20 protein-coding genes and 1 pseudogene are annotated in these 17,523 nt (G+C 52.7%); 13 read left to right on the forward strand and 8 right to left on the reverse strand.

Going from position 1 to position 17,523, the window contains the following annotated elements; all coding sequences use genetic code 11:
* Positions 1–30 precede the first annotated feature (30 nt).
* Together KKG35_02130 and KKG35_02135 are read left to right on the forward strand one after the other, a co-directional pair.
* Entirely contained in the window at positions 31–2,490 is a 2,460-nt protein-coding gene (locus KKG35_02130; protein MBU1736916.1) for a fatty acid cis/trans isomerase, read from the forward strand.
* Positions 2,491–2,807: 317 nt separating this feature from the next.
* Complete coding sequence (locus KKG35_02135) at positions 2,808–3,017, forward strand: DUF1059 domain-containing protein (protein ID MBU1736917.1); 210 nt, start codon at positions 2,808–2,810, stop codon at positions 3,015–3,017.
* Between the two features lie 44 nt (positions 3,018–3,061).
* Here KKG35_02135 and KKG35_02140 read toward each other — a convergent pair whose 3' ends face one another.
* The 8 genes and pseudogenes from KKG35_02140 to KKG35_02175 all read right to left on the reverse strand — a co-directional run bounded on the left by KKG35_02140 (position 3,062) and on the right by KKG35_02175 (position 9,596).
* Entirely contained in the window at positions 3,062–3,784 is a 723-nt protein-coding gene (locus KKG35_02140; protein MBU1736918.1) for a VTT domain-containing protein, read from the reverse strand.
* A gap of 156 nt (positions 3,785–3,940) precedes the next feature.
* A complete protein-coding gene (locus KKG35_02145; GenBank protein MBU1736919.1) occupies positions 3,941–4,480 on the reverse strand; it encodes a methyltransferase domain-containing protein in 540 nt (179 codons plus the stop codon).
* Between the two features lie 230 nt (positions 4,481–4,710).
* Positions 4,711–4,887: a hypothetical protein gene (locus KKG35_02150; protein ID MBU1736920.1), complete on the reverse strand. Its 177-nt coding sequence runs from the start codon at positions 4,885–4,887 to the stop codon at positions 4,711–4,713.
* Positions 4,888–5,021: 134 nt separating this feature from the next.
* A pseudogene (locus KKG35_02155) lies at positions 5,022–5,312 on the reverse strand (TlpA family protein disulfide reductase).
* 6 nt (positions 5,313–5,318) lie between these two features.
* Positions 5,319–5,486, reverse strand: coding sequence for a hypothetical protein (locus tag KKG35_02160; protein ID MBU1736921.1), 168 nt, complete (start codon positions 5,484–5,486; stop codon positions 5,319–5,321).
* Positions 5,483–6,538, reverse strand: coding sequence for a HAMP domain-containing histidine kinase (locus KKG35_02165; protein MBU1736922.1), 1,056 nt, complete (start codon positions 6,536–6,538; stop codon positions 5,483–5,485). Before KKG35_02165 ends, KKG35_02160 begins: the two co-directional genes overlap by 4 nt.
* Before the next feature lie 31 nt (positions 6,539–6,569).
* Positions 6,570–7,904: a sigma-54 dependent transcriptional regulator gene (locus KKG35_02170; protein MBU1736923.1), complete on the reverse strand. Its 1,335-nt coding sequence runs from the start codon at positions 7,902–7,904 to the stop codon at positions 6,570–6,572.
* A 6-nt stretch (positions 7,905–7,910) separates the two neighbouring features.
* Complete coding sequence (locus KKG35_02175; GenBank protein ID MBU1736924.1) at positions 7,911–9,596, reverse strand: HAMP domain-containing protein; 1,686 nt, start codon at positions 9,594–9,596, stop codon at positions 7,911–7,913.
* Between the two features lie 420 nt (positions 9,597–10,016).
* Between KKG35_02175 and KKG35_02180 the strand changes: the two genes are divergently transcribed.
* From KKG35_02180 to KKG35_02230, 11 genes are all read left to right on the forward strand, one after another.
* Positions 10,017–10,253, forward strand: a complete 237-nt coding sequence (locus tag KKG35_02180) for a sulfurtransferase TusA family protein (GenBank protein ID MBU1736925.1) — start codon at positions 10,017–10,019, stop codon at positions 10,251–10,253.
* A 149-nt stretch (positions 10,254–10,402) separates the two neighbouring features.
* Positions 10,403–10,675, forward strand: a complete 273-nt coding sequence (locus tag KKG35_02185) for a hypothetical protein (protein MBU1736926.1) — start codon at positions 10,403–10,405, stop codon at positions 10,673–10,675.
* A gap of 57 nt (positions 10,676–10,732) precedes the next feature.
* Complete coding sequence (locus KKG35_02190; protein ID MBU1736927.1) at positions 10,733–10,900, forward strand: hypothetical protein; 168 nt, start codon at positions 10,733–10,735, stop codon at positions 10,898–10,900.
* A gap of 35 nt (positions 10,901–10,935) precedes the next feature.
* Positions 10,936–11,238, forward strand: coding sequence for a DsrE family protein (locus tag KKG35_02195; GenBank protein ID MBU1736928.1), 303 nt, complete (start codon positions 10,936–10,938; stop codon positions 11,236–11,238).
* 24 nt (positions 11,239–11,262) lie between these two features.
* Positions 11,263–12,924: a glycosyltransferase family 39 protein gene (locus KKG35_02200; protein ID MBU1736929.1), complete on the forward strand. Its 1,662-nt coding sequence runs from the start codon at positions 11,263–11,265 to the stop codon at positions 12,922–12,924.
* A 309-nt stretch (positions 12,925–13,233) separates the two neighbouring features.
* The gene (locus tag KKG35_02205; GenBank protein ID MBU1736930.1) at positions 13,234–14,667 is read left to right on the forward strand and encodes a YeeE/YedE family protein; all 1,434 of its coding nucleotides are present in this window, start codon (positions 13,234–13,236) and stop codon (positions 14,665–14,667) included.
* 123 nt (positions 14,668–14,790) lie between these two features.
* Positions 14,791–15,042, forward strand: coding sequence for a sulfurtransferase TusA family protein (locus KKG35_02210; GenBank protein ID MBU1736931.1), 252 nt, complete (start codon positions 14,791–14,793; stop codon positions 15,040–15,042).
* A gap of 49 nt (positions 15,043–15,091) precedes the next feature.
* Positions 15,092–15,277, forward strand: a complete 186-nt coding sequence (locus KKG35_02215; protein MBU1736932.1) for a hypothetical protein — start codon at positions 15,092–15,094, stop codon at positions 15,275–15,277.
* An 11-nt stretch (positions 15,278–15,288) separates the two neighbouring features.
* Complete coding sequence (locus KKG35_02220) at positions 15,289–15,492, forward strand: hypothetical protein (protein MBU1736933.1); 204 nt, start codon at positions 15,289–15,291, stop codon at positions 15,490–15,492.
* Between the two features lie 28 nt (positions 15,493–15,520).
* Complete coding sequence (locus KKG35_02225; GenBank protein MBU1736934.1) at positions 15,521–15,985, forward strand: universal stress protein; 465 nt, start codon at positions 15,521–15,523, stop codon at positions 15,983–15,985.
* Positions 15,982–17,514, forward strand: a complete 1,533-nt coding sequence (locus KKG35_02230) for an FAD-dependent oxidoreductase (protein ID MBU1736935.1) — start codon at positions 15,982–15,984, stop codon at positions 17,512–17,514. The genes KKG35_02225 and KKG35_02230 overlap by 4 nt, the downstream gene beginning before the upstream one ends.
* The last annotated feature ends 9 nt before the right edge of the window (positions 17,515–17,523 follow it).

Genomic DNA, 17,523 nt, shown 5'->3' on the forward strand with positions numbered 1-17,523 from the left:
CTGCGACAAACTGTTGCAACTGGGAGTTTGATGAAGAAACATATCCTGAGTGTTGTGTTGTTTGTCGTGGCAGTGACAATCTTGTCCGGCTGTGCTGTTTTCGAGAAAGGGCCGGTGGTTCCTCCTCCCTCTCCAGCAGAGTTGGCAGAGTTGCAGGAGTTTGGTGAGACGCTGGACTATCAGCGAGATATCCAGACCATCTTTGACCGCCGCTGTGTCGGCTGCCATTCCTGCTACAACTCCCCGTGCCAGCTCAAGATGACCTCCTATGAGGGGGTCTGCCGGGGAGCGACCAAGACCAGGGTCTATAATGGAACACGTCTTGAAGCCGTCGCCCCGACCAGGCTCTTTATTGACGAGACTACCACTGAAGGATGGCGAAAGCGTGATTTCGTCGATGTGACCGGTCACGAAAAGGGGCTTGGCCCTGATTCATTCATGTATCAGCTGCTTGATCTTAAGCAGGGAAATCCTGAGGTCAAAGGAGAGTACGATTCCGAGGCCAAGGATCTGGTCTGCTCACAGTCTGATCGCGAACTGAAAAAATTCATGCGGAAAAATCCCCACGCCGGGATGCCGTTTGGTTTCCCCGAGATCAGCAAGGATGAGCGGCGAACCCTGAAAGCCTGGCTGGCTGCAGGCGCCAAAGGGCCGAGTCCGGAAGCGGACAGGATTCTGAAGATCCCTGCCAATGGCGAGATGGGTGAAGCGGTCATCAACAGATGGGAGGATTTTCTTAATGACGATTCTCCCAAAACGGTGGTGACTGCCCGCTATATCTATGAGCATCTTTTTCTTGCCCATATCGGATTTGAAGAGATTCCAGGTGATTTTTTCCGTCTGGTGCGCTCGCGCACTCCCGCCCCGCAGCCGGTGGATGAGATCGATACCGAGAAACCGTATGACGATCCCGGCGGGACGTTCTTTTATCGCTTTCTCAAAGAGCATAGCACCATCGTCTTCAAGACCCACATCATCTATCGATTAAGCGACGCGCGAATGGCCCGTTATCGGGAGCTTTTTCTGGAACCGGACTGGCCGGGAGAAACCATTATCGATCCGGGCTACGATCCTGATGGGTCGGCCAATCCCTTCTGGACCTTCAGGCAGATTCCACCCCGCTCCCGTTACCGGTTTCTCCTTGATGACAGCCGGTATTTCATCATGACCTTCATTCGCGGCCCGGTCTGTAAAGGGCAGATTGCCCTGAATGTTATCAATGACCATTTCTGGGTGATGTTCCTCGATCCGGAGGTTGATCTTGCGGTCAATGATTCTGAGTATCTGGAGCGGAACATTGCCAATCTGCGGATGCCCATTGAAGACCGTGGCAGATCGATCCTGGGAGCATATCTTCCCTATGCGGAGGCACAGAAAAGATACGTGATCAACAGGGCGATTGCCTATCAGGAAGCTTATCCGGAGGGGCAGGTGCTTGGAAATATCTGGGACGGAGATCGTGCAGAGTCAGACCCGTTTCTGACCATTTACCGGCATTTTGACAGCGCCACGGTGATTGCAGGGCCGGTGGGTGGGTACCCCAGAAGCGGCTGGGTGATAGACTTCCCTTTGTTTGAGAGGCTCTATTATAATCTGGTGGCCGGGTTTAATGTCTTCGGCAATGTCAAAGAGCAGGCTGGGATCAGAATGTATATGGATCTGCAGCGACGGGAGGGAGAAATGCTGTTTCTTGATTTCCTGCCGGCTGAAGCTCGCGATCCGGTATTGCGGCTCTGGTATCCGACCATGCTTTCCTACTGGTTTGCCTCCGACGAGGTTGAGATGTTGGAGAATGGGATCGAGACCGGAGTCTATTACCCGGAAATCCGGGGAAATCCGGTGGATTACAAGGATGATTTTTTTGACCAGGTCATAAGCAATCGACTGCACCCGGATATTGGCTATGGTTATGACGGGATCAATTTCCATGACGATGATCTTGACCGAACACCGGCAGAAAAAATCTCCTCCGAGAAAGATCTTGATCTGGAGTTTCGAAAACTGTCCCACCGAAGCGGCGGTTTTGCCAAAGGAATTCCGGCAAAAGGGGATGTCGTCTTTATTCGTTTTACACGGGAAGGGCAGGAGGACCTGGTGTATACCATGATCCTCAACCGCTATCATGAGGATGTCGAGTTCATCAAGGGAGAAAATTGGCGCCTGAACAAAGACAAGGATACGGTCCATTTCCGTAAAGGGTTTCTTGGTGCCTATCCCAATACTTTTCTGCAGGTGGAATTAACTGAAGCTCCGCAATTTTTCAGAATGCTCGACAGCATCGCCGAGAAGCCCGATTCATACTATAGATTCTTTCAAAAGTTCGGGGTGAACCGTTCTGACCTGAAGTTCTGGGAGATATCCGACTTTTTCAATGAACGGTTCAAAAAGGACGAGCCGGAAACAGCCGGAATTTTCGATCTGAACAGATACACCAACGAAGTGAAGCCGCCAGGATTCTGGGGCCGCCTGTTGTTTCATCTCAGAGACTGAGATTCCGACGTATTCCTGTATTGTCTGCCGGGTCCCTGATAAGCCCCCTGGTTTTACGTTTTCCAGTGATATTGGAGGTTATAGGCCGCTGCGGTTGTCTGAAATGAAGTCATCTTGACTTTACTTCAATGTTTGTGGGAACATGGGTTTCAATGATGTGGTCCATAAATGGGATAACGGACAGTGGGTTGCTGAAAAAGTGAAACCGGGTTCCAGCTGCAGTGCCGCTTCCGTTGCCTGTCCCGATAAGCTTAAGTTGAGCAGCTTGTCTGCTCATACGAAACTTATACCCGCAGGGTGTGAAAGGAGGGTTGGATATGAAACGTTATTTTATCGATTGCCGTGATAATCCTGGCGAGGAGATTTGTACCGGGGCATTTTTTGCCAACAGCAAAGAAGAGCTTCTGGAGCTCGTGGTTCATCACCGGGTCAGAGTTCACAAGAAAAGAGATTCGCAGGACCTGCGGGCAAGCATCGTCAGGGATATCAAACAGGCTCCACCATTATTGAGGATGCACAGGTTGTAACCGTTTCCAGGCGCTGCCGTTTGAATGTCGAAGATTTCTCGCACCTACCGGAAGACGTTGGGGCCAGGTGAAGGTGACCTTGTAGCGGGTTGCAGTCCAGCGGGATTCAGATGTCTGGCGGCTTTCGGGATAAAAAAAGATGCTGCAAAAAGAAATACTGCCAACAGATTCTGCCAGGAGAGCAATGTTTCCCATCGGCCGCTGAGCCACACCTCGGTTAATGCCACGAAAAAGAAAGTCAGGATGATGCCGCTCCCGATCTTGCCGAAGAACGTCCCCCAGAAAAATTGACTGAAGGTCACTCCGGTCAGTCCCATACTGAAGTTGAGCGGGGTGAAAGGAAAGAAAATGAGGCGGAGATAGAGGGTGGTTGTAAAGCCGTTCTCGGTAATTTTGCCGTCGTACATTTTTAATCGATCATCTGCCACTGAGGCTGCAAAATCTCTCCCCAGATAACGACCAATCCAGAAACTCATTGAGGCGCCGAGCATTGCGCCGGCAAAGTTGCAGATGATTCCTCCTGACAAGCCGAACAGCATCGCGCCCATGGCGGTAAAAAAACTCGCGGGCAGGAACATGGAGATGCCGAAGCCATAGATAAGAATAAAAATTATTGGCGAGGCAAAGCTGTTGGCGGCAACAAAATTCCGCAGCGCCTGCGGCTCGATATACTGCCCGACAGGGGTAAGCCGAAAAATGAGTAGGGAAGAGAGCAGAAAGAGAATCAGAAGTATTGCCTTGATCAGCGGGTAATTTTTATTTCGCATGATTTTGCCGATCTATTGTTCCCTGTAACCTTTGAACAGAGCCCCGCCGGTATACTCGGAAGTGGAAAAACCTGTTTCACCAAGAAACTCTGCATTCTGGAAACCTGCCTCCTGCATCATCTTGAGCTGGTCCCCGACCGGGACCGTGCCGCCGATTCATTGTGACCAGGCTTCAGGGCTTGCCGCCAGCGAGTCAGGCAACTCTTTTTTGAGAATAATATCGGCGAACTGCAGCCTTCCCCCCGGTTTAAGAACCCGCCGGATTTCCGTAAAGAGTTGTTTTTTCCGGGGAGAAAGATTGATGACCCCATTGGAGATGGCAACGTCAAAGGTCTGGTCAGGATATGGGATATTATCTGTATCGACATGATGGAGTTCAAAGTTTCTGATGTTCGCGAGTTCCATATTTTTTCGGGCCCGATTGACCATCTCTTCAGTGAGATCAATACCACAGACCCTGCCTTTTTCGCCAACCAGCCTGCCGGCAACAATCATATCAAACCCGCCGCCACAGCCGATATCGAGAACCTGACTGCCGGGTGGAATCGCATCAATTGAAAACGGGTTTCCCACGCTGCAGAAAGACGCAAGTAATTCCGCGGGGGAATTCTCCACAATGATTTGGTCATAGTTCAGTGCCAGCGCCCCATTTTTACCGGTGGGGTATTGGAATTTTCCTTCAGCAGAGACAGCCACGGCCGCATACTTGCTTCGGATGGCATCTCTGATGGTGTTGAAATTATCCGAGGCTGATATTTCACACGAGCTCGGGAAGTGTTGTTTCTTCAAACGACTGAAGAAACTCAGAAGGGTTGTGAGGAAGCCCGGGCTTTCTTGCCGACGACCGCCGGCATTTCCCTTCGAGGGTCAACAACGGGGATTTGAAATTGTATTCTCATTATCAGTCATATCTATCCTCCTTCAGCTCATTTTACAAACAGAGAGTATGCGATCATGCCCAGACTGAAGACCGTTACGCCATGTAGAAGCGGCATGCTCCAGGGGCTGGCGTGTTCCCGAGCTTTGTAGGCCCGGTAATAGGCAAAACCAAGCAAGACAACAGTGGCAACGAGAAAGAGCCAGCGGTATCTGGCAAACCACATGGACAGGGTAAAACTTCCCAGGCCGAAACTGGCCAGGAGCAGAGGGAGTTGTCAGCAGAAGGCGTAGGCGAGTGCAGAGGTGACTGCGCCTCCGCCGACGAGTTTATTGTCCATTTTTATCTCCTTTCCAGTGCTTATTTCAGAATTTCTTCAATACCGGTTACAAGTTCGGAATAATGAATGCTATGTGAGATTTTCTTTTCGATCCGTCCATCCCTTGAAATAAAATAAGTCTCCGGAATCCCTTTGGCGCCGAGGGTTTCGGCGATTCCATCTTCCGGGCCGACCGGATAGGTCAAGTGAAACTCTTTCGCGAATTTCCGGATATCCTTGTCTTTGCTCAGTGTAAAAGCGCCGAGAAAAAGAACGCCCCTGTCCTTGTAAACCTGGTATGCCCGCTGTAACTCAGGGGCTTCGGCTTTACATTTTTTTCACCAGTGCGAGCCGATGTTTATCACCAGGGGCGTTCCTTTGAGGTCGCTCAGGATGTACGTGGTTCCTTCCAGATCGGTGAATGAAAAGTTCAATGCAGTGCTTGCATATAAAGGGCTGCCGACCAGAAGGGTCACAAGTAAATAAAATGGGACAATGTGTTTCACGATGAAGTGCCTCCTGCGGGTTGATTATGTATTGCCGGACCAATGGGAAGAGAGATCGTGAAAGTCGAACCTTGTCCGGGTTGACTGTCAACACTGACCGATCCATTATGCTCCCTGGCGGTACGTTCCACGATAGGCAGGCCAAGACCGGGGCCGTTTGTTTTTGTTGTGTAAAAAGGTTTGAAGATGTTTTTCTGTTCTTCCTGGGAGATACCGGGGCCATGATCCGTAACTGAAATTCTTACCGTTTTCCCGTCGGTGGACGTGCCCACAAGAATTTCTGTATTTGCCGCAGAGGATTCCACGCTGTTCTCAAGGAGCTTGGTCAGCGCTTCACGCATTCTTGCGGTGTCGCAAGGGGTCAGTGGCAGGTGTTCCGCCAGCCTGAGCAGCACCGGTTTTTTCAGGTTGTCCACGGAATTTGAAAATTCATCAACCGCTGTACGGGTCACGCTGTTGATGTCGCATGGTTCGAGTGCCAGCGGGGCCGGATTGGAAAAACTTAAGAATATCGAGGTCAGGGTGTTCAGCTTCTTGACCTCTTCTTCAATAACGTTCAGGAATTCGGTGACGAGCTCCCCGTGGAAATTTTTTTTCAGATACGAGGCGGCGATGCCGATTGAATGCAGGGGGTTCCTTGTTTCATGGGCCACGGCGGCGATCATGTTGCCGAGTTCAGCGGTGCGAGCGTCTTTTGCCTGCTGCCGATCGTTTTTTTCCTGTTCCGAGAGATTGAATTTCAGGTCCTTGACCATCTGGTTGAAGACCTCGACAAATTCACTGATTTCGTCCCCGCACGACTCCTTGTAGACCACACATTTGCGGCAATCTCCCAGCTTCTGGGCGAATTCCCCCTGAACAGCTCCGTGGCAGCTGGTTCCGGCGATGGACCAGCATCGGAGTCTGCCGTAAGCCGGGCAATCTTTTTTTTCACAGCCGAGTCGTTCCCAGCATTTGACGATCTGCGGATTTTCCTCTTCCACATCATAATTGCCGGACTGCAGGGCGATCATCTTTTCCTTCAAGGACTGGAGTTTTTTGATCTTGCTCATAATGACAAATCCATGCTGAAGTGCATCTGATTCAGGGTTGAAGCAGGCCGAGATTTTTCATCTTGGTGCGTAGCTGCTTTCTGGAAATGCCCAGGATGACGGCCGCGCTGGACTGGTTCCATGCCGCCTTGTCGAGGGCTTTTCTGATGATCTTTTTTTCCATTTCCGGCAGGTTCAGCTCGTTTAGTTCAAGGCACTCTTCCTCGCCGGTGGCCCTGATCTTACAGGGCAGGCACTCGATATTGATTGAATCGTGAGGGCAGAGGATGACTGCCCGCTCCATAACGTTTTCCAGTTCCCGGACGTTGCCTTGCCAGTCATATTGTTTAAGGATATCAAATACTTCCCGGTCTATCCCGTGTATTTTTTTCTTGTTCTTGCGGCAGAAGTGGTCGAGGTAATAATTGGCCAGCAGCGAGATGTCGTCCTTTCTTTCCCGCAGGGGGGGCACATTGATGGTGATTACATTCAAACGGTAATAAAGATCGGTGCGGAAATCGCCGGAGTCGACATCTTTTTCAATGTCCCGGTTGGTGGCGGAGATGACCCTGACATCGACCATGATACTTTCTTTGCCACCCACCCGGCGGATCTCTCTTTCCTGGAGAAAGCGGAGCAGTTTTTTTTCAAGCGCGTAATCAAGATCGCCGATTTCGTCCAGGAAAACTGTGCCGCCATGGGCCATTTCGATCAGGCCGATCTTGCGTTCTCCGGCCCCGGAAAAAGCCCCTTTCTCGTAGCCGAACAACTCGCTTTCCATCAGCTCGGAGGGGATGGTCGTGCAATCGATGGGGATAAACGGCTTGTCGGCGCGAAGAGATGAATAGTGGACAGCCCTGGCCACCAGTTCCTTGCCGGTTCCCGATTCTCCGAGAATCAGAATGTTGGCATCGGTCTTGGCAACCCTCCGGACCAGGGAGAAGACCTCCTGCATCGGTTTGGTTTTGCCGATGATATTCAGGAACTGATGCCTGCCGGGTGTTTCGTCATCCTCGTCGCGTTCACGCGGGAAAAGCACATCATTGACCACGCTTTCCATGACGTTCAGCTTTACCGGCTTGGTAAGATAGGTGTATGCACCCTTGCGCATGGCGTTCACGGCAAGTTCAATGGTGCCGAACGCGGTGAGCAGAATGAAGGGCGTCTCCGGGGTCATGGTCTTGACCTTTTCCAGGAGCTCTTCGCCGTTCATTCCCGCCATCTTGTAGTCGGAGATAACAAGGTCGTAGTGAGTGCTTTTGCACAGCTCAAGTGCCTCTTCACCGGAGCGGGCGGTTTCCACAACCTTGTCTTTGCCCGAGAGCGCGGCGGACAGAACCTTCAGGGAATTGATCTCGTCGTCCACCAGCAGAATTTTATATGACATCAGCGGTTATCCTCCTTGCAGGATGAGCGTGAATTTGCTGCCTTGCCCTTCGGTGCTTTCCAGGACAAGATCGCCCCGGTGCTCCCTGGCGATCTTTTTGGAAATGGCCAGGCCCAGGCCGGTGCCCCTGGTCTTGGTGGTATAAAAAGGATTGAAGACATGTCTGATTTTGTCCGGGGCGATGCCCGATCCGTCATCTTCTACAACAAGATGGACTTTTCCCTGGACGGCAAGTGTCGAAATAGAGACCTTGCCATCCCGGTCGATGGCGTCAAAGGCATTGATCAGCAGATTGATCAGCACCTGCTTGATCTGGTTCTGGTCACAATGAACGGGTGGAAGCGAGGAGTCGATATCGGAAACGAGAGTGATGCCATGGCTTCTGGCCTCTTCACCCAGCAGGGAAAGGGTGGTGCGGACAATCTCGCCCAGGTCGTTCGGGGCCAGCTCCTGGACCATGGGTTTGGCAAAACCGAGCAATGTCCCGGTCAGCTTGTTGATGCGTGAAACCTCATCGCTAATGACCCCGGTGAACTCTTCGATAAGGCTGCCGCTGTAGTTTTTCCGGATATAACCTGCCGCCCCGCCGATGGCGTTTAGCGGGTTTTTGATCTCATGGGCGAGGGTTGCCGCGAGCTCCCCGGTTGCGGCGAGCCGGCACAATCTTTCCTGCTCGTCGACGGCGTGGCCGAGTTTCATGACCATTTCATTGAAGGCGTTCGACAACTCGCCAATTTCATCGGTCCCGGAAACCGGGATGTTTCTGTTGAAACCTTCGTCGACCAGCCGGTCGACGGAATTTTTGAGAAGGAGGATCGGTCGGACAAGTCTGATGATCAGCCCCAGGCCGAAAACAAGGGTGGCCGCAAAAGAGATCAGCATCAGGATGAAAACCAGCAGCCTCCGGCCTTCAAGGTCGAGGGGGCTTATGTTCTCGTAAAAAATTACCGTGCCGAAGAGAATCAGGGGGACGGCGGTCAGGAGACTGAAGGCGGTCAGGGCCCGGAAGAGAATGCTTGAGCCGAGAGTGGTGAAGGTCGTCCGGTTGATGCTGAAGAGGAGAATCATAAAGCCTACCGGCCGGAACAGATGCCCGTGCAGCCAGACGGCAGAGCCTATGGGGGCCGGGAAGAAAAGGAAGGTTGCAGAAATGCAGAGCAGGAGAAAACCGATTGCCGACCAGAGAATTTCTATTTTGCGGGTCCGGTAAAATGCGGCAAAGAGCAGCATGCAGACCAGCCCGCTTAAATAGGCGACACTGATCCAGACCAGCGGTCGGAACTGGCCGAAGATCGGGAATTTCTCGTAAATATCGGGAACCAGAAAGCCAAGCAGGGGCAGATAACAGAGCAGAAGGATCTTTTTCCGACCGGGATTTTCAGAAGAGATGGCCACGATAAAGGTCAGGAGGCCGAAACAATATCCCAGCAGGGTCTGGTACAGGAGGTTCAGGTTCAGGTGGTTCAGGTGGATAACCGCATGGAAGAAGCTGCTGATCCCTAAAATCAGGAAGGAGGCGGAGAAAAGCATCGCCCGGCTCTTGTGAACATGATCAAGGCCGGGGGTTCGGTGATGCATCAGGATAAATCTGGTGGCGATGATCAGACAGATTGAAGCGATAAGAAATTCCTCGCCCGTGTGATAATCGAGCAGGAATCCTTTATCGGTATAGTAGGAGGGCCAGTTCATCAAGAATTTGCTTTTCTCCTGATATTTTTTGCATGGACGGGAAACCAAAAATGCACAATCCATACCACAATGTATGGAACAGTATTACAGCCCGGTTGTCAATTTTCAGATCGGTTGATGCTTCTTCTCCGAGCCATGACGTGTGGCATGTTGATGCCAGCATTCAGCGCTCAGGACACTGTTTCTGCCGACCTCGTCTGGGCCTTTTCGCACATCCAGGATTGTCTTGCTGTGCCGAATGGCACAATACCGCCCTGGCAGAGATGTGGTGAGAGGCATGTTCTCTCCGCATGTGGAGCCGGTTGCGGGTCAGAAGATTCCTCTTGGCATTATCTTTGCAAAATTCACAGATCGGCAGGGGGGTTGATTTTAAACGAGCCTGTGAATAGATGCCGGGCGTTCGGCTTTCTGGAGAAACAGCGGATGGGTGAGGCGAAAAAAATTGACAGGGTGCTCGATCTCTCCGGAATGCTTGGTCCCAATCCGAGCCTGATCACCAGAAAGAGGCTTGGTGACCTGGTCCGGGGTGAAACTCTGGAGGTGATATGCAGTGAGCGTTCCGTCCGGAAGGCGATTCTGGCTCTCTGCCGAAACAGTCTTTATGAAGTTATTGAGACCAGGGAGGAAAACGGGCTCTCAAGTTTTATAATCAGGAAATAATATGTGCCATCCTCCTTCATCAGGCCGGCCTGGTTTGGCGGCAGCAGGAAGGCCCTCGACATGCCCGGCGGAAAGTCTTGGCCGCCGGGCATGTTTTCCCGGTTGGTGAAAACGGCTGCATGTATGGCGGATGGATTATGGAGGCGGTGATGACCAAAAAAATTGCGGTGCTGGTCAGAGACAGGCAGGGTGAAGCCCTGAGAATGGCGGTCGGGATCATCCTGATGGATGACGAGATTGATGTCTATGTGCTTGACCGGAAGATTGATGAATCGGGAAACAATGGGCTCTATCTGGAGACCATCAAAGACATGGAGATGAATGCGTATTCCAATGTGAAGGACAACGTGGGGCTTGCGTATCTTACCGATGAGGAGATCGGGATCAGGCTCCCGGAGTATGACCACGTACTTGCCTATTGATTACAAACGGGGTGCCGGTTACGCGACTGGCCGATCATGAAAAAAGGAGACAGGGGTATGACCATTTTGTACCTGCTGAAGGGAAAACCGGATCCTACCTTGCAGAAAATTCTGACTGCACAGAAAAAACTCCACAAGATCGAAACCATAGATCTTGAGCAAAACAGGGAGTATGGCAGGATCGTCGCGGCAATTGCCGCCGCCGATCGGGTCGTTTCTTGGTAGCCTGCAGCTGAGAATAATTATTTAGGGAGCAGGGTATGAAACTCGGTATACTGGTGAATACGGACAAGTGCTTTCAGGCTCTTTCGGGAATCACCCGGGCCGCGAGCGACAAGGGGCACGAAGTGACCATCTTTGCCATGGACGAAGGGACAAGGCTTCTGGAAGATCCGGAATGCCTCTCTCTCTCGGGACTGGCCAGGGTGTCGATGAGCTACTGCGATCACAGCGCCATCGAGCTGGGTGTCAATAAAGAGGGGGTTCCCGAAGCGATTGAACGCAGCAGTCAGTACAATAACGCCGCAATGAACCATAATGCGGACAAGGTGATTGTTCTGTGATCCTGATGGGGGGATTTTCCTGGCGTGGGCAAGCTCAAGGTACTTGAAAGCGTCCTGCTTCTCTCAGTTGTCACGCTGCTCGTTTTTCCGATTCTTTATATCTGTCGTTTTCTGGATACCAACACCCTGGTCAGCTGGCGCTGGGTCTTTGCCACGGTCCCGGCGTCCTGGGTCATGGTGTGGCTCCTGGCAGCCGTTGTGTGTTCCGTTCTTGTTTCATGGTGGGTTCCTCTGGAGAGGTACCCCGGTCCATTTCTGTTTTTCCTCGCCATTCCGGTGATCCTGCCCTTGTGGTCCGAACCCGAACTGTTGCTCGATTCCGGGCGCTATTTTCTCCAGGCCAGGCACCTGGCCGAGTATGGATTCTTATATTTTGTCCGGGAATGGGGCAGGGAGATTCCCACCTGGACAGATCTTCCTTTGATCCCGATGCTGTACGGCTTGATTTTTAAAATGAGTGGTGAGTCAAGAATTGCCATCCAGTGCTTCACCACCCTTCTTTTCGCTCTGACCACGGTGCTTACGGCAAAAATCGGTGAAGAGCTTTGGGACCGGGAGACCGGTTTTTATGCGGGGATGATGCTTTTCGGCATGCCTTATCTCATGACCCAGGTGGTGTTGATGCTGGTGGATGTTCCGGCAATGTTTTTCCTGGTCCTGGCCCTGCACCTCTTTCTGCTGGCGATTTCCAGGGGTGGCGGCTGGATGGCGATGTCGGTTTCGGCGATTGTTTTTGCGATGCTCGCCAAATATTCGCTGTGGCCGATGCTCTTGGTGCTGCCCCTTTCGGCCCTGTTCTGCAAGGGTCCGGATCGGCGAACAAGTATCTGCCGGGCCGGGGTGGTCCTGTTTGCCGCTGCGAGCGTAGCGGCCTTAATGATTGTCTTGAAATTCTCTCTTTTCTCCGGGCAGCTGGAGATTTTGCTGCAATATCAGAAGCCGGCCCTGAAGCTCTGGCGGGAGGGGTATTTCTCCACGTTCTTTTTCCAGATCAGTCCATTGGTATCCATTCTTGCCCTCTGGGCGCTGTACCGGGCCTGGCGGACCGGCAACCGGCAGGTGCTGATCGCAACATTTTTTGCGGTCATGGTTTTCGGCCTGCAGATGAAGCGGATCCGCTACATTATCCCCCTGTTGCCTCTGCTGGCCCTCCTGGCTTCCTTTGGTTTGCAGGCGATCAGGGAGAAAATGGTCCGCCGCTTTGCCGCCCTTGTCATTGTCTCCTATTCGCTGGTGATTGCCTATACCGGTTACCTGCCGTTTTTTAAAACCACAAGCATGATGAACATTATGGAGGCAGGCCGTTTTCTCGATACACTGCCGGGAGATACCGTTGAGCTGCTGGCATTGCCCCAGAGGACCTCGGGTGGCAATACTGTTCTTGCCATTCCTCAGCTCGATCTCTTCACCGCTAAAAAGATCGTCAGTCGACAGGACTGGATGGGTGGAGAGGAAGGGTTGTGGTCTTCTTTTGCGCCGCTGCTCTTCTCGTGGCAGATTGCCAGGCCTCCTTTCTACCGGCCCGAAGTCGGGGGCGCACCTCTTCCGCTGGTGGTCATCGCAGACACCACTCTGCCTGAAAACGTCGCGGCCGCTGCCGGTATCGGAGCAAAGATTTTGAAAAAAAAATTCGTAAGCGCGCCCGGTGTTTTCAGATTTCAGACCAATGTTTTTGTCTATGATTGATTTCGGGAATGATCCCTTCTTTCAGCTGTTCTAATGCGGCCATTCAGCCGGATCGGCTGGCCCATTCGGGACAGCCGTCTGTTTCTGAAATACTCCCTGCAAAAAGCAGCCGGGGTTCTTCTGCCGGCACCGTTCCCTCTATCTTCCGATAAAAAGGGCTGATTCGTCGCCTGGGCGGGTGATCTCTCCGGAGAAAAAGTCCCGTGGCATGAACATTGCTCAAGATCCATGATGCGAGGGCGGATGCCCGCTATTGGAATCAGCAAAATGAAAACCGGTGTTGATCCGCACATATCTTAGGAGGAAGGAATGGAAATTATTATCCCAAGAAGGAACGTTGTCTGGGCCTACGTTATTGTCGGCTTCTTCAGCCTGATAAGCGTGGTGACCTTCGCAATCCACGAATATTACATCTACCTCTCGGCCTACCTCTGGTTCGGATTTATCTACGGCATGTGCCTGCAGTACGGCAGGTTCTGCTTTGCCTCGGCCTTCAGGGACCTTTTTGCGGTGGGCGTTCCGCGAATGGTCGTCGGAATCATGATCGCGACCCTTCTCTTTGCCATCACCTCGGCCTTTGTTTCGGCCACCGGCTGGAGCACCTTCCATGCGGCCCCGGTCAGTTTTCACGCCACCATTGCCGGCCTGATTTTCGGGGTCGGGATGGTCTTCGCCGGCGGTTGCGCTTCCGGGTCGCTGTACAAGACCGGGGAGGGCAACGGGGTCTCGCTGCTGGTGATCCTCTCGATCAGTGTTACCCAGTCTCTCTTTGTCGACTGGGGCGGGATCCTCAACAGACTGGTCCCCCAGGCCTGGCATGAATCGGCCCTTAAAAAGGGGCTCCCCGATTCGATCAATGTCGGTGATGGGTTTATCGACCAGTATCTCGCCGGGTATGTCTGGGACCAGCCGGTCATGACCTATGCCCAGAGCCTCGGCATGAAAGACGACACCCTTTCCGGAGCGCTGCTGGGCAATGCCCTGGCCGGAGTTTTCGTTCCCGCCCTGATCATCCTCTTGATCGTCTATTTTTTCTGGGTCAAGAAAAACTATGTCCGGAAGCTGCAGAAGGAGAAAGGCGGGAATATTACTCTCAAAGATCATCTGCACGGCTTCTGGGGCATGATCATGGCCTCCAAAAGGACCTCGATTGCAGGGCTGCTGCTGGGGATCGCCTGCGGTCTGCAGATGTTTGTCATCGAAGGCATGCGGATGAAATTCGGGGTCAAAAATGCCGGCACCCTGCTGGTGAGGCTTGGCCATGACTACGGGATTTCGGCCAAAGGGACCGTGTTTGACCCCGGCTACTGGTATGTGACCACCCAGGAAGCACAGTGGGTCGGGTGGATGCTGCAGAAGCTCGGGATGGAGAATATGGACAATATCTATTTTGGCTGGGTGAACGGCATTCCGAGCCCGGCCATCAACCCCGCCGACTGGATGTCGGTTGCCCTGATCGGCGGTGCTGCGGTCATGGCGCTCCTGCACGGAGAATTCAAGTTCAAGGCTCCGACTTTAGAGCTTGCGGTCTGGGCCATTATCGGCGGCGCCCTGATGGGGATCGGTTCCAGGCTGGCCCTGGGGTGTAATGTCGGGGCGTTTTTTGTCCGGACCGCCATGGGCGATATGTCCGGCTGGCTGTTCGGCCTCGGCATGATCGGCGGGGCCTATATCGGGGTCAAGTTTTTTAACTGGTACACGGAGCGGAAGATGGCCGGCGAGATGGCCGGTTTCGATTTATAGCTTAAGTTGAACTGCTCGTTTGCTCATACCGATACGTGAGCTTGCGAGACATCGAGACTTCTATCCGAAGGGTGAATAACAATTTAGCATTTTGAAGAATAAGCTGAAAACGGAGGTACAACCATGGCTATGACATTTGCAAAAAAAGAAGAAGGCGTCTACACCCTCGATGTGACCGGGTATGTCTGCCCGCATCCCCAGATCTATACCAAGAAGGCCCTTGAAAAGATCCGGAGCGGCGAAATGCTGGAAGTGATTTTCGATAACCCCTCTTCATCAGAATCGGTTTCCGCCATGTGTGATAACAACGGCAACGATATCGTCGAGAAAAATTCGGATGGCGGCCGGTATGTATTCAAAATTGTCAAAGGCTGAGAGCGCTGTTTTGTAGCTGCAGTAGAGAAAAAAAAGAGGAGGAGCACACATGAAACAGCATCTTATGATCATCATCGCCATAGTGGTCGGTTTCAGCACTTTTATGCTGGGCTACAGCCTGCCGCCGTTTCTGGAGGTTGGCTTTGGAGATGGTGCCGGTATCGAGGGCGGGGTTGCTCCCGATTCGGAACTGCTGAAGCAGTATGAAAATCTTTACAAGAGCGAAGAGGAATAAGGAGGAGCGGGATGAAATCGGGCCAGTTTTTTTTGATCGTGACGATTATCGCCGGAGCCTGCTTTTTCGGAGGCTACAAGCTTTCTGCCAACACCGGAACCGAACCGGGCTATTTTGGCGCGGTTGAGGCTGCCGGATACGGTGGCGGTGGTGACAAGATCGAAGGCGTTACTGATGAGATGAGCAAATATTACAAGTCACTGCAGGAAGAATAGACCTTCCCCAATCAAATGGAGATACCCCGTGAAAAACATTTTACTTGCGGTGGATGACACCAGGAGTTCCATCAGAACATGTGAAATATTGATCGATGTTCTGGGTGGTTGCCTGCCGGAGCATGTTGTCCTGCTATATGTAGAGAAAATTGAAGGCGGCTCAATAATGGATGATCTCCTGCTCAGCGATTCAGAGGTCAACACCTTGAGGAAATCTCTGCAGGGCACCGAGCACCAGGAAATGATGGACAAAAAAGCCCGTAAAATTCTCGAGTATTACGCAAAGATGCTGGCCGGAAAAGGTATTTCGGCTGTGAAGAAAATTGTCCGGGCAGGACATCCGGCTGAGGAGATCATGGCGGCAGCCGAGGAGGAAAAGGTCGGCATGATTGTCATGGGCTCCCGCAGTCAGCGGCTGCACACGCTGTTCATGGGCAGCGTCAGCCGGGAAGTGGCAAACAATGCGAAAATCCCGGTTCTGTTGTTGCGATGAGCATGCAGAGCGCGGCTTCCCGACAGCTCAGAGGGCCGCTGGGATCCTTGTCGGCAGGGATGGGCGTGGGCGGGGTTGAGGAAAACAAACTGCCATACGAACACTGCCGGCACCATGGTGCTGATAGCGGCAGTGTTATTCTGGGCGGTGGTCTGGCTGGACTTGCAGCAGGTCATAGATTAACGGATGCAGGGCACCCGGTTACGGTTATTGAAAAAGGTGGTGCGGTCGGCGGTCTGGCCAGGACCATCCGGCATGGCGGGTTCAGGTTTGATTTGGGTGGGCACCGTTTTCTCGCCGATAACAAACAGACCATGACCCTTGTTTCGGGGTTGCTTGGTAAAGAGCTGTTAACGGTGCCGCGGAGCAGCCGGATTTTTATGAACGGCAAATATGTCGATTATCCCTTGAATCCGGTCAATGCTCTTCTCGGTCTGGGGATTTCCACGACCACCTCGATTATCTTTGATTACGCCGGAGAAAAAATTCGCCGGCTTATCTCGGCAGGGCCACCCTTGATTTCTCTGGAGGATTGGGTGGTGGCACATTTCGGCCGGATAATGTTTGAACTCTATTTCAAAGATTACAGTGAAAAGGTCTGGGGGCTTAACTGCAGCCGGATCAGTATGGAATGGGTTGCCAGGCGCATCGACGGTCTGTCGCTGTGGAAGGCTGTCAGGCATGCGCTCTTCAGGCTGAAGAGCAACGGATACAAGACACTGACCGATCATTTTGTTTACCCACGGCTCGGCATCGGGGTGCTTTCGGACCGGTTGCAGGAGCGTATCGTTTGCAGCAATCAGGTAAGGGTCGGCTCCGAAGTCCGTGAAGTATATCGTACAGACCGGGAGATCACCGGAATAGAGGTGCAGGATAGCGGGGGCATGTCACTGGTTCGCGGCAGCAATTATCTTTCCAGTATCCCGTTAACCGTGCTCGTCCGGAAGATGCGCCCCAAACCGCCGCCTGAAGTGCTGGCGGCGGTGGACCGGATCAGTTTCCGCTCCCTGGTTGTTGTCGCAGTCATGCTGCGCAGGAAGAGGGTGACGGATCTGACCTGGCTCTATTTTCCCGGCAAGGAGATCCCGTTCGGCAGAATCCACGAACCGACCAACTGGAGTGCGGCAATGGCCCCGGCGGGGCAGACCCATCTGGTGATTGAGTATTTCTGTGATCAGGGCGATCATGTCTGGAATGCATCGGATGAAAAGCTGGTTACTGAAACATCAGAGCAGTTGCAGCGACTGGGGTTCATCAACTCCCGGGAAGTGATTGACAGTCGTGTCCTGAAGGTTCCCCACGCCTACCCGGTGTTCAGCGTTGATTATCAGAAGCACCTGCGGGTGGTGACCGACTGGCTGGAACGCTTTGAAAACCTGCACCTCATCGGCCGGAGCGGCCGGTACAGCTACCTGAACATGGACCATGCGATGGAAAGCGGCATCAAAGCGGCCGGGAAAGTCCTGCAACGCTCCGGAGCGCATTTGAGTATGCCGGAACGAATAGCCGCCTGTCCGTGTCGCGTATAATCGGGTGAG

The organism is Pseudomonadota bacterium, from assembly GCA_018823285.1.
In the GTDB taxonomy this organism is placed as follows: Bacteria; Desulfobacterota; Desulfobulbia; order Desulfobulbales; family JAGXFP01; genus JAHJIQ01.

What these genes read in the sequence shown, in the direction of transcription:
- KKG35_02140 (MBU1736918.1), bottom strand. Translation starts at nt 3,784, where the DNA reads ATGCGAAATAAAAATTACCCGCTGATCAAGGCAATACTTCTGATTCTC.
- KKG35_02205 (MBU1736930.1), top strand. Translation starts at nt 13,234, where the DNA reads ATGGAAATTATTATCCCAAGAAGGAACGTTGTCTGGGCCTACGTTATT.
- KKG35_02195 (MBU1736928.1), top strand. Translation starts at nt 10,936, where the DNA reads ATGAAACTCGGTATACTGGTGAATACGGACAAGTGCTTTCAGGCTCTT.
- KKG35_02135 (MBU1736917.1), top strand. Translation starts at nt 2,808, where the DNA reads ATGAAACGTTATTTTATCGATTGCCGTGATAATCCTGGCGAGGAGATT.
- KKG35_02230 (MBU1736935.1), top strand. Translation starts at nt 15,982, where the DNA reads ATGAGCATGCAGAGCGCGGCTTCCCGACAGCTCAGAGGGCCGCTGGGA.
- KKG35_02220 (MBU1736933.1), top strand. Translation starts at nt 15,289, where the DNA reads ATGAAATCGGGCCAGTTTTTTTTGATCGTGACGATTATCGCCGGAGCC.
- KKG35_02170 (MBU1736923.1), bottom strand. Translation starts at nt 7,904, where the DNA reads ATGTCATATAAAATTCTGCTGGTGGACGACGAGATCAATTCCCTGAAG.
- KKG35_02165 (MBU1736922.1), bottom strand. Translation starts at nt 6,538, where the DNA reads ATGAGCAAGATCAAAAAACTCCAGTCCTTGAAGGAAAAGATGATCGCC.
- KKG35_02210 (MBU1736931.1), top strand. Translation starts at nt 14,791, where the DNA reads ATGGCTATGACATTTGCAAAAAAAGAAGAAGGCGTCTACACCCTCGAT.
- KKG35_02180 (MBU1736925.1), top strand. Translation starts at nt 10,017, where the DNA reads ATGGGTGAGGCGAAAAAAATTGACAGGGTGCTCGATCTCTCCGGAATG.
- KKG35_02215 (MBU1736932.1), top strand. Translation starts at nt 15,092, where the DNA reads ATGAAACAGCATCTTATGATCATCATCGCCATAGTGGTCGGTTTCAGC.
- KKG35_02130 (MBU1736916.1), top strand. Translation starts at nt 31, where the DNA reads ATGAAGAAACATATCCTGAGTGTTGTGTTGTTTGTCGTGGCAGTGACA.
- KKG35_02185 (MBU1736926.1), top strand. Translation starts at nt 10,403, where the DNA reads ATGACCAAAAAAATTGCGGTGCTGGTCAGAGACAGGCAGGGTGAAGCC.
- KKG35_02150 (MBU1736920.1), bottom strand. Translation starts at nt 4,887, where the DNA reads ATGTGGTTTGCCAGATACCGCTGGCTCTTTCTCGTTGCCACTGTTGTC.
- KKG35_02190 (MBU1736927.1), top strand. Translation starts at nt 10,733, where the DNA reads ATGACCATTTTGTACCTGCTGAAGGGAAAACCGGATCCTACCTTGCAG.